The following is an 11,136-nucleotide window of genomic DNA, read 5'->3' on the forward strand; positions in this document are numbered from 1 at the left end:
GGAGCGGGACGCTCCGTGGAGGGAAAACGCGGCGCTCACACCGGACCGGGGAGCGTGGTGCTCAGACCTGACCCGGGAGCCGCGCTCAGACCGGACCGGGGACCGCGTCCGACGGCTCGGCCATGGCGACGGCGATCTTCCGGGGGCCGGTGAACGGCTCACGGGCGTGCGACGCGAGCATGTTGTCCACCAGCAGCACATCGTCACGCTGCCAGTCGAAGCGGCGGAGCTCGGCGCGGTAGCAGCTCCGCAGATGGGCGACGATCTCGTCGGGGATGCGCTCGCCGTCACCGTAGAAGGTGTTGGTCGGCAGCTCGTCCTCGTCGAACATCTCCCGCAGGCCGGAGCAGATCTCCTCGGCCAGTGTGGTCACATGGAAGAACGAGAGATGGTTGAACCACACCTCCTCGCCGGTGACGGGGTGGGTGTGGACGGCCTTCCTGCGGGCCCGGGTGCGCAGCCCGTTCGCGCCCGTCCACTCCACCTCCACACCGTTGCGCGCGCAGTAACGGGCCACCTCGTCGCGGTCGTCGGTGTTGAACGCCTGCTGCCAGGGCACCCCGAAGCCCTCGATGAAGTTGCGCACCACCATCCAGCCACGGGTGGCGAACTCCTCGCGTACGGCGGGATCGATGGCGCGCAGCACCCTGCGGGTGTCGGCGAGCGGGGTCGACCCCAGGGTCTCCGGGGGCCGTACACAGTAGAAGAACAGCGTCATCGGCCAGGTGGCCTGGTAGGAGTTCTCGTTGTGCAGGAAGATCTCCTCGCTCGGCGGATAGTCCGTCGAGGTGTAGACCTGCCCCTTGATGGTGCTGCGGGGCGAGGAGCGCTCCGCGTAGGCGAGGGGCTCGCCCGACACCGCCCGCACCACGTCCTCGAACCCCTCGACACCGCCGATGTCGAAACCGCGGAGCAGGACGGCGCCGTGCTCGCGCAGTCGCCGGCGGATGAACGGGCGGGCGTCCGGCAGGAATTCGGCCACCGGTGTGCCCGGTGTCTCGGCCGGCACGACGAAGGGAAGGGTGGATGGCGTGGCGGACGCCGTACCGGATCCCGTACCGGACGCGGCGCCGGGCTCCGTGCCGGAGGCGGCGGCCGGTGCGGAGGCCGGTCCGGCGGGCCCGGGGGCGGACCGCCGTCCGGAATCCGCGCGGGCGGGCGGGGCTGGGGGAGCGGATGAGTTCGCATTCATGCGCCTCAGCCTCAGCGGCGGGCCGCGCCCGAACGAGAGAACAAGCGGCAGCACTGTCGGCAGCGCGCGTGCCCGCCACTCTGCGCTTTCTTCTCTGCAAGCCGCGGTGAACCACCGGCAGGCTCGCTTCCGTCGCCACCGACCTGTGGCGTCCATGACGCGACCGTGAAGCCGAGGAGGGCCGCCATGGCCGAGGAACACACCGACGAGCGTACGCACCAGGTCGTCGTGAACGACGAGGAGCAGTACTCCGTCTGGCCCGCCGACCGCGCGCTGCCGCTCGGGTGGCACGCGGAGGGCACCCAGGGCAGCCGGGCGGACTGCCTCGCCCACATCGGCGCCGTCTGGACCGACATGCGCCCGCTCAGCCTGCGCCGCGAGATGGAGCGGGCCGCCCAGGTCTGAACCGCCCTGCCCACGCCTGAACCGCCCCGCCCGTCCTGCCCGCCGTACCCGTACCGGACCCCGCTGGCCGAGGTGCCTGACTGATGAATATGCCAACGACCCCCGAACGAGGGCGTGTTGCGAAAGTCCCGCCCGGCCCGCGACGCCCGCACCGCGGTGACGGCAGCCGCGCCGCGGCGGGCGCGAACCCGCCCCCCGGGCGGACGGCGCCGCTTTCGCGGCACGCCCCGGATCTGCCGGGCCGGTACGCCGAAGGGCGCGTACCGGCCTCCGCGGGAGGGGTTACGCGATGACCACCGTCGCCAAGTCCCCGCCCGACGGCCCGGTGACACCGCTCCACCGCAACCGTGACTTCATGCTGCTCTGGAGCGGCTCGGCCGTCTCCACCGTCGGCTCGACCGCCTCCACGGTCGCCTACCCCCTGCTCGTACTCGCCCTGACCGGCTCGGCGTCCGACGCGGGCATCGCCGGTTTCTTCGCCCTGCTGCCCGCCCTGCTGTTCCAGCTTCCGGCCGGCGCGCTGGTCGACCGCTGGAACCGCAAGCGGCTGATGATCTGGTGCGACGTACTGCGCTGCGTCGGGGCCGCGAGCATCGTGGCGGCGCTGGCGCTCGGCGAACTGCGCCTGGCACACATCCTGTTGGTCGGATTCGCCGAGGGCACCCTCTCCGTGTTCTACGGGCTGGCCGCGCACGCGGCGGTCCCGAATGTCGTCGGCCCCGGCCAGTTGCGGCAGGCGCTGTCCCGTAACGAGGCGCGCGGCCGGGCGGCCACCATGCTCGGTACACCGCTGGGGGGCATCCTCTTCGGTGTGGGGCGGTCCGTCCCGTTCCTGCTCGACGCCGTGTCCTATCTGGCGGCGCTGGTCACCCTGCTGTTCGTGCGCAAGGACTTCGAGGCCGAGCGGACCACCCGGCGCACCGGCGGGATGGCCTCCCAGGTCTGGGAAGGGCTGGTCTGGCTCAAGGACCAGCCGTTCGTACGGGCCACGACCCTGCTGGTCGCGGGGAGCAACTTCCTCTTCCGCGCGCTGTTCCTGATCGTCATCGTGATGGCCACCGCCGCCGGGGCCTCCTCGGCCGGGATCGGTGTCATGGTCGGCGCCGCCGGCGCCGGCGGTGTGCTCGGCTCGCTCACCGCCACCTGGTTCGGCCGCAGATTCTCGCTGGCCGCCCTGGTGATCGGGGCCAACTGGGTCTGGGCGGTGCTGATGGGCGTCATCGTGTACGCCGACGATCTCGTGGTCCTCACGGCCGCCTACGCGGCCATGTGGTTCGTCGGGCCCGTCTGGAACGTCGCGGTCGGCAGCTACCAGCTCGCCATCACCCCGGACCGGCTGCGCGGCCGTGTCCTCGCGGCGACCAGCATGCTGTCCGCCGGAGCCCTGCCCGTCGGCGCGCTTGTCGGCGGGCTGCTGCTCGACGCGGTGGGGCCGCGCCGGGCCGCCGCCGCCCTCGCCGTCTGGATGGTTCTGCTGGCCTGCGCCGCGACCTTCTCCCGCTCGGTACGGCGGAGCACCGCTGACTCGGTGGATTCCTGACAAGACCGGTGCACTACCAAGGAGGAACAACCGTGTTTCGCACGATGCTCGGAGCGCGACTCCCCTGGACGGGGACGAGACATGCTGCCGTCTGACACCGGATCCGTACGACCCGCCGGAGTGCTCGGGACCATCGGAGCGACGCCGCTGGTCGAACTGGCCAGGCTCGACCCGTCCAGACCGTTCCGTACCTACGCCAAGCTGGAGGCGCACAACCCCGGCGGCAGTATGAAGGACCGGTCCGCGCTGGAGATGCTGCGCGAGGGCATCCGCGACGGCCGGATCGTCCCCGGGCGCTCGGTCGTGGTCGAGTCCAGCTCCGGCAATCTGGGCATCGGCCTCGCCCAGGTGTGCGCGTACTACGGAATCCGGTTCATCTGTGTCGTCGACCCCCGGACCAACCGCCAGAACGTGGCGATCATGCGGGCGCTCGGGGCCGAGGTGGAGGTCGTCAGCGAGACCGACCCGGCGACCGGGGAGTACCTTCCGGTCCGTATCCGCCGGATCCGTGAACTCACCAGTCTGATCCGGCACGCGTACTGGCCCGACCAGTACTCCAACCCGCTCAACCCCCGGGCCCATCAGAACACCATGGGAGAGATCGTCGAGAGCCTTCCCGGCGGACTCGACTACCTCTTCTGCGCGACCAGTTCGTGCGGCACCCTGCGCGGCTGCGCCGAGTACGTACGGGAGCACCGGCTGCCGGTGACGGTGGTCGCGGTGGACGCCGAGGGCAGCGCCATCTTCGGCAACCCCCCGGGCCCCCGGCTGATCCCCGGCCACGGCGCGGCGGTCCGCCCCGGCCTCTACCGCGACGGTCTGGCCGACCGGGTCGTCCATGTCGCCGATCTGGACTGTGTGGTCGGCTGCCGCAGGCTGGCGTCCCGCGAGGCGATCCTCGCCGGCGGCTCGACGGGCGCGCTGATCGCGGCCCTCGCGACCATGAGCGAGGAGATCCCGGCGGGGGCGAATGTCGCGCTGATCCTGCCCGACCGGGGCGAGCGGTATCTCGACACGATCTACAACGACGACTGGGTCACCCGTCACTTCGGTGACGTGTCACACCTGTGGAAGGAGAAGAAGTCGGAGATGTCCGAGATGGGGGTGGCGCCATGCTGATCCTGGGAGCCGAGGACGTACACCAGGTCCTCGACGGTGCCGAGAAGGATGTCCTGGAGGCGGTCCGCCGGGCCTATGTGCTGCACGACCAGGGCCGTACGGCACTGCCGCACTCCGTCTTCCTGCGCTTCCCCGACGACCGGCGCAACCGGATCATCGGGCTGCCCGCCTATCTGGGCGGCGAGACGCCGGTGGGCGGGGTCAAATGGGTCTCCTCGTTCCCCGGCAATGTGGCGGCCGGTCTGCGGCGCGCGTCGGCGGCGATCATCATGAACTCGATGGCCACCGGAATGCCCGAGGCGTTCGTGGAGGGCTCGGTGATCTCCGCGCGGCGCACCGCGGCGAGCGCGGCCCTGGCCGCCGCCACGCTCACGGCGCGGACACCCGACACCGGGGTCTCCCTCGTCGGCTGCGGGGTCATCAACTTCGAGGTGCTCCGTTTCCTGCGGACGGCCCTGCCGGATCTGGCGGAGGTCACGCTGTTCGATCTGGACCAGGACCGCGCGCGTGCGTTCGCCGACCGCTGCGCCGGGCAGTGGCCCGATCTGAAGGTCTCCTCGGCGGGCACGGCGGACGAGGCGCTCGCCGCGCACCGTCTGGTCAGCCTCGCCACCACGGCCGCCACCCCGTATCTGACCACCGGGGCGTGCCGTCCCGGCACACTGGTCCTCCATCTCTCCCTGCGGGACCTCACCGCGGACTCCGTCCTCGCGGCGGTCAATGTGGTCGACGACGCCGACCATGTCTGCCGTGAGGCGACCTCGCTCCATCTCGCCGAGCAGCGGACCGGTGGCCGCGACTTCATCCAGGCACCGATCGGCGCCGTCCTCGCGGACCCCGACGCGCGCCGGCGCGCCGAGGACCGGGTCACCGTCTTCTCCCCGTTCGGTCTGGGAGTCCTCGACCTCGCGGTCGCGGATCTGGTCCGCCGCCGGGCGGAAGCCCTCTCCCTGGGGACGCGGCTGCCCGGTTTCCTCCCGGCCCCCGACTGATCCGTACGCGATCCGTACGCGACCCGTGCGCCTGATCCGTGCGCGCGATCCCTGCGCACGATCCGTACGTGACGGCGAAACCCGCCTCCCCCCGGGGCGGGTTTCGTACGGCCGGTTGTGCGACACGTCCAGATGGGTCTGCTGGCGGGCGAACCACGCCTGTCAGTAGCCGCCCCGGCATTCGAGGATCCGTCTCGGGTTGTCGACCAGCATGGTGGTGATCTGCTCCTCGGTGACACCCCGTTGGCGCAGCGCGGGCAGCACCTCCCGGAAGATGTGCAGATAGTGCCAGTTCGGCAGGAGGACGGGCAGATCGCGCATCGGGAGCCAGTCCAGATAGCACGACGCGTCGTGCGCCAGCACGATCCGGTCGGTGTACCCCCGCGCGCACAGGGCGGCGACGGTGTCCACCCGCTGTTCGAACGGCAGCAGTACGTCGAGGCCGAAGCGGTCCATACCGAGGAAGGAGCCCCGGTCGGCGATCGACATCAGATAGTCCAGGTCGACGGTGTCGCCGCAGTGGCCGATGACCACCCGGGTCAGATCCACCCCCTCGGCGGCGAACACGTCCTGCTGCTCGATGCCGCGGCGGGACTGCGCGTGGGTGTGCGTGAGGATCGGTACGCCGGTGGCCCGGTGCGCCTGCGCGACCGCCCGCAGGACCCGCTCCACCCCGGGGGTCACCCCGGGCACGTCCGTCGCGCATTTGAGGATGCCGGCCTTCACCCCGGTGTACGCGATGCCCTCGGTGATGTCGGTGACGAACATCTCCACCAGGGGGTCGTCACCGCCGAGCAGTGTGCCGGGACCGCGCAGACTCAGAAAGTGCGGGACGTCGTCGTAGGTGTAGAGCCCGGTCGCCACGACGATATTGAGGTCGACCCGCTCGGCGACCTTCTGGATCCGCGGGATATGGCGGCCGAGACCGATCACCGTCGGGTCGACGATGGTGGAGACGCCCGTGGCGGCGAGTTCGTTCAGCCGCCGGACCGCCTGGGGCACCGCCTCGGCCTCGTGGAACCCCGCGCGTTCGGGATGGTTGGCGATGAACTCGGGGTTGAGGACGAAGATGTGCTCGTGCATCAGGACCTGGCCCAGTCCGCCGACCGGCACGGGTCCACGGACGGTGTTCACCTCGGCCGTGGCGGAGACGGTTTCGTGCAGCATGTCGGGCTCCCGCATCACGCGTGGACGCACGGCGATCGGCCGCGCTGGGACGGACTGGAGGGGCGGGGCTCACCTGGCCCGGCCGGCCCTCCGGCGGAGCCGCCCGTCGTGGACACCCTCCACCCCTGTGAGACGCGATGGGCTCACGAGCACCCTCGGTACAGATTTGCCGCTGCCGCCGACCGTGTGAAGGCGCATCCTCCCGGCGCTAGGCGCACACGGTCCTGTCACCGAACACATGGGAGCGCCCCCTGCTTCAGCGGCACCCCCGCCCCGCCGACCGCGCGCCTCTCGTGAGCCGACTCCGGCCCCCGGGTACCCCGTCCGCGCCGGATCAGCGCCTCGACGGTGTGCGCGGGCGTCCGCGCGCGAGACGCCGATACGCTCGGCCAGGATCCGGCCGGCCACGGCCGCCGTGACGACGAATCGCCGAGAGGCTCCGAGTCCGTCCCTCCCCGGGGGCGCACGCGGGGCCCCGACCGCCCCGGAAGGCCCGCTGATGACCACGACAAGCTTGCAGGCAGACCGACTCGACCGGGCCAGGGAGGCCGCGTCCGCCGCCGGGATCGACGCCCTGCTGGTGTCGCCCGGCGCCGATCTGCGCTATCTCACCGGCTATGACGCGCAGCCGCTGGAGCGGCTCACCTGCCTCGTCCTGCCCGTCGGGGGCGAGCCGTTCCTGGTGGTACCCGCCCTGGAGAAGCCCGCCGCCCAGGCGTCACCCGCCGGGCGCCTCGGGATCGAGATCACCGGCTGGAACGAGACCGACGATCCCTACGCCCTGATCGCCGCGCGCCTGCCGCGCGCCATGACCCGGGTGGCCCTCGACAACCGGATGTGGACCGAGAAGTCACTGGCCTTCAGGGCCGCGCTGCCGGGAGCCGGACAGGTGCTCGCGGGTGATGTGCTGTACGCGCTGCGGGCCCGCAAGTCCCCGGCCGAGGCCGAGGCGCTGCGGCGCGCCGGGGCGGCGATCGACCGGGTGCACTCCCGGATGGGCGAGTGGCTGCGCCCCGGCCGTACCGAGCGCGAGGTGGGCCGCGACATCGCCGACGCGATCATCGCGGAAGGGCATGTCCGGGTGGACTTCGTGATCGTCGGCTCCGGACCGCACAGCGCCAGCCCGCACCATGAGCTGTCCGACCGGGTGATCGAGGCGGGCGACCCGGTGGTCGTCGACATCGGCGGCACCACCGAGGAGGGCTACTGCTCCGACTCCACCCGTGTCTACGCGCTGGGCGAGCCGCCCGAGGAGTTCCGCCGGGCGTACGAGGTGCTGCTGCGCGCCCAGCGCGCCCAGACCGACGCCGTACGGCCCGGCCTGCGCGCCCATGAACTGGACGCCATCGGCCGCGATCTGATCAGCGAGGCCGGGTACGGCGCGTACTTCATCCACCGGACCGGTCACGGCATCGGACTGGAGAGCCACGAGGAGCCCTACATCGTGGCCGGCAACCAGCTTCCGCTGGAGCCCGGGATGGCCTTCTCCATCGAGCCCGGCATCTATCTGCCCGACCGCTACGGGGCCAGGATCGAGGACATCGTCATCTGCACCGGGAACGGCGGCGAGCGGCTCAACCGGACCGGCCGTGAACTCGTCGTCCTCACCTGACCTCACCGGCTCTCCCGGCCCTCCCGGCCGTGGAACAGGCGGGTTGTCCGTGGCGCCGCGCTGTGGTTACCTGACGTCATGACGCTTCGGCTCGTGACCCGCCGCCACGTGGACTACGGGCGTGTCACCAGCACGGGCTGTCACCTCGCACACTGACGCCGTGCTCCGGGCGGCACAGCCGCCGTCCCACCGGCCGCTGTGCCCCCCGGACCCGCCGTTCCGCCACGGCCCGCCTCGCAACGCCCCGCGTGTGTGCGCCCCCGTGCGCCGTCGCCGTACGTACCCTCCGTCCTGCGGGTCTTCCCGCGATGCCCTGCTTCCGTCGTTCCCACCCTCCCGTTCCGCGCCCCCTCGCCTCACTCCCTCGCCCGATTCCGCCCGTTCAGCCCGCGCTCCGCCCGGCAGTCCAGCCGTACCGCACCAGGGAGAACCATGAGCCAGCCCGCCCAGCCCAGCCAGCCCATCGATTCCGTCACCGCGGGACACACCCCCGAGGACGTCTCCGACGGCCCCGACACCTCCGCCTGGTCGTTCGAGACCAAGCAGGTGCACGCGGGCGCCGCGCCCGATCCCACCACCGGCGCGCGGGCGGTGCCGGTCTACCAGACCACCTCGTTCGTCTTCCGCGACACCCAGCACGCGGCCGACCTCTTCTCGCTCGCCGAGCCGGGCAATATCTACACCCGGATCCACAACCCCACCCAGGACGCGTTCGAACAGCGGATCGCTGCGCTCGAAGGCGGTGTCGCCGCCGTGGCGCTGGCCTCGGGACAGGCCGCGGAGACACTGGCGATCCTCACGCTCGCCTCCGCCGGGGACCACATCGTCTCCAGCACCTCGCTCTACGGCGGGACGTACAACCTCTTCCGTCACACACTGCCGAAGTTCGGCATCGAGGTGAGCTTCGTCGACGACCCGGACGATCTCGACGCGTGGCGGGCGGCGATCCGGCCGAACACCAAGGCGCTGTTCGCCGAGACACTGGGCAATCCGCGCGGCAATGTCCTGGACGTCGAGGGCGTCGCCGGGGTCGGGCACAGCGCGGGAGTCCCGCTGATCGTCGACAACACCGTGCCGACCCCCTATCTGCTGCGGCCCATCGAGCACGGCGCGGACATCGTCGTGCACTCGGCGACGAAGTTCATCGGCGGACACGGCACCACCATCGCCGGTGTGGTGGTGGACGGCGGCACCTTCGACTTCGGCGCGCACGCCGAGCGTTTCCCCGACTTCAACGAGCCCGACCCGAGCTACCACGGACTGCGCTACTGGCCGGCCCTGGGCCCGAGCGCGTTCGCGGTCAAGCTGCGGGTGCAGCTCCTGCGTGACATCGGGCCCGCCCTGTCGCCGCTGTCGGCGTTCCTGCTCCTCCAGGGGGTGGAGACGCTGTCGCTGCGCATCGAGCGTCATTCGGCCAACGCCCAGGCGCTGGCCGAGTGGCTGGAGCAGCGGGACGAGGTCGCCGCGGTGCACTATCCGGGACTGCCGTCCAACCGCTGGTACGAGGCCGCCCGGCGGTATCTTCCGCGCGGCGCGGGCGCGGTGCTGGCGTTCGAGCTGCGCGACGGTGTCGAGGCGGGCAAGCGCTTCGTCGACGCGGTCGAGCTGTTCAGCCATCTCGCCAATATCGGCGATGTGCGCAGCCTCATCATCCACCCCGCCTCGACCACCCACAGTCAGCTCGACGCCGGGCAACTGGCCGCGACCGGCACCTCGCCCGGTCTGGTGCGGCTGTCGGTCGGCATCGAGAATCTCGCCGACCTCAAGGCCGACCTGGAGGCCGGCTTCCGCGCGGCGAAGGGCGCGTCCTGAACGCCAGGACCGATACGGGTCCCCCGCCCCGGGGGCCGCTGCCCCCGGGTTACGCCCCGCCTGGTCCCGTTCCTCCGGGCGCCGTTCCCCCGGGTCCGGTTCCTCCTGGCGCGGTCCCCCTCCCGCCGGCCACCGGTGCCTGGCGGGAGGGGGACCCGCCGGGCCGCCGCGCGTGGTGGACCGGGGCGAGGCCACTCGTCCTGGAGTCGGGTGCCGAACTGCCGGGAGTCCGTATCGCCTACGAGACCTGGGGCGAACTCGCCCCCGACGCCTCCAACGCGGTCCTGGTGCTGCACGCCCTGACGGGGGACAGCCATGCCGCGGGCCCGGCGGAGCCCGGACATCCCACGCCCGGCTGGTGGGACGCGCTGATCGGACCGGGCCGGGCCCTGGACACCGACCGCTGGTTCGTCGTCGCGCCCAATGTGCTGGGCGGCTGCCAGGGCAGCACAGGGCCCTCCTCGGCCGGGCGGGAGGGACGGCCCTGGGGCTCCGCCTTCCCCCGGCTGACCCAGCGTGACCAGGTGGCCGCCGAGGCGGGCCTCGCCGACGAACTGGGCATCGGACGCTGGGCGTTGGTGCTCGGCGGCTCGATGGGCGGTATGCGGGCCCTGGAGTGGGCCGTCTCCTTCCCCGAGCGCACCGGCGCGCTGATGCTGCTCGCCACGACGGCGAGTGCGAGCGCCGAGCAGATCGCCTGGGCGGCCATCCAGGCACGCGCGATCCGTTCCGACCCGTTCTGGCGCGGCGGCGACTACCACGACGCAGGACCGGGGCACGGTCCGCACAACGGGCTGGGGCTGGCCCGCCGGCTCGCCCATGTGACCTACCGCAGCGAACCCGAACTGCGCGTCCGGTTCGGACGTGCGCCACAGGGCACGGAAGATCCCCGTCAGGGCGGCAGATACCAGGTCGAGTCCTATCTCGACCACCACGCCACCAAGCTCGTACGGCGCTTCGACGCGGGCAGCTATGTGGTGCTCACCGAGGCGATGAACGGTCATGACGTGGGACGGGGCCGCGGCGGTACGGCCGCCGCGCTGCGCGGGATCACCGCGCCGGCCCTGGTGGCGGGCGTCGACTCGGACCGGCTCTACCCGCCGTCCCAGCAGGAGGAGCTGGCCGCGGGTATCCCGGGCGCGGACCGGCCGCGGGTGATCGAGTCGCCGTACGGGCACGACGGCTTCCTCATCGAGACGGACCAGGTCGGCGCGCTGGTACGGGAGTTGACCGGTGCGAGCGGACCTGGACCAAGGTTTTAGGACGGCGCGTGGACGCCCCCGCGGGTGGCAGGGGG

At 71.9% G+C, this 11,136-nt stretch carries 9 protein-coding genes; 7 read left to right on the plus strand and 2 right to left on the minus strand.

The window, feature by feature from the left end; all coding sequences use genetic code 11:
* Positions 1 to 85: 85 nt before the first annotated feature.
* Positions 86 to 1,192, minus strand: coding sequence for a TauD/TfdA family dioxygenase (locus ACWGDX_RS35200; protein ID WP_453632290.1), 1,107 nt, complete (start codon positions 1,190 to 1,192; stop codon positions 86 to 88).
* Between the two features lie 186 nt (positions 1,193 to 1,378).
* On the opposite strand from ACWGDX_RS35200, the gene ACWGDX_RS35205 reads away from it, so the two are divergent.
* The 4 genes from ACWGDX_RS35205 (at position 1,379) to sbnB (ending at position 5,248) form a co-directional block, all read left to right on the plus strand.
* Positions 1,379 to 1,597: an MbtH family protein gene (locus ACWGDX_RS35205; RefSeq protein ID WP_453632291.1), complete on the plus strand. Its 219-nt coding sequence runs from the start codon at positions 1,379 to 1,381 to the stop codon at positions 1,595 to 1,597.
* A 289-nt stretch (positions 1,598 to 1,886) separates the two neighbouring features.
* Positions 1,887 to 3,137, plus strand: coding sequence for an MFS transporter (locus ACWGDX_RS35210; RefSeq protein ID WP_453632293.1), 1,251 nt, complete (start codon positions 1,887 to 1,889; stop codon positions 3,135 to 3,137).
* Between the two features lie 81 nt (positions 3,138 to 3,218).
* On the plus strand, positions 3,219 to 4,256 hold the full coding sequence (gene sbnA / locus ACWGDX_RS35215; RefSeq protein WP_453632295.1) for a 2,3-diaminopropionate biosynthesis protein SbnA: 1,038 nt from the start codon (positions 3,219 to 3,221) through the stop codon (positions 4,254 to 4,256).
* Positions 4,250 to 5,248: a 2,3-diaminopropionate biosynthesis protein SbnB gene (sbnB, locus tag ACWGDX_RS35220; protein ID WP_453632297.1), complete on the plus strand. Its 999-nt coding sequence runs from the start codon at positions 4,250 to 4,252 to the stop codon at positions 5,246 to 5,248. The genes sbnA and sbnB overlap by 7 nt, the downstream gene beginning before the upstream one ends.
* A 162-nt stretch (positions 5,249 to 5,410) precedes the next feature.
* Here sbnB and ACWGDX_RS35225 read toward each other — a convergent pair whose 3' ends face one another.
* Complete coding sequence (locus ACWGDX_RS35225; protein WP_453632298.1) at positions 5,411 to 6,415, minus strand: phosphotriesterase family protein; 1,005 nt, start codon at positions 6,413 to 6,415, stop codon at positions 5,411 to 5,413.
* 499 nt (positions 6,416 to 6,914) lie between these two features.
* Here ACWGDX_RS35225 and ACWGDX_RS35230 point away from each other — a divergent pair, with 499 nt between their 5' ends.
* From ACWGDX_RS35230 to metX, 3 genes are all read left to right on the plus strand, one after another.
* Positions 6,915 to 8,027, plus strand: coding sequence for a M24 family metallopeptidase (locus ACWGDX_RS35230; RefSeq protein WP_453632300.1), 1,113 nt, complete (start codon positions 6,915 to 6,917; stop codon positions 8,025 to 8,027).
* Positions 8,028 to 8,459: 432 nt separating this feature from the next.
* Entirely contained in the window at positions 8,460 to 9,839 is a 1,380-nt protein-coding gene (locus ACWGDX_RS35235; protein WP_453632302.1) for a bifunctional o-acetylhomoserine/o-acetylserine sulfhydrylase, read from the plus strand.
* 38 nt (positions 9,840 to 9,877) lie between these two features.
* Positions 9,878 to 11,101 carry a homoserine O-acetyltransferase MetX gene (gene metX / locus ACWGDX_RS35240; RefSeq protein ID WP_453632304.1) on the plus strand — a complete coding sequence of 408 codons (1,224 nt, stop codon included), beginning with the start codon at positions 9,878 to 9,880 and terminating at the stop codon, positions 11,099 to 11,101.
* The last annotated feature ends 35 nt before the right edge of the window (positions 11,102 to 11,136 follow it).

The organism is Streptomyces sp. NPDC055025 (genome assembly GCF_053608565.1).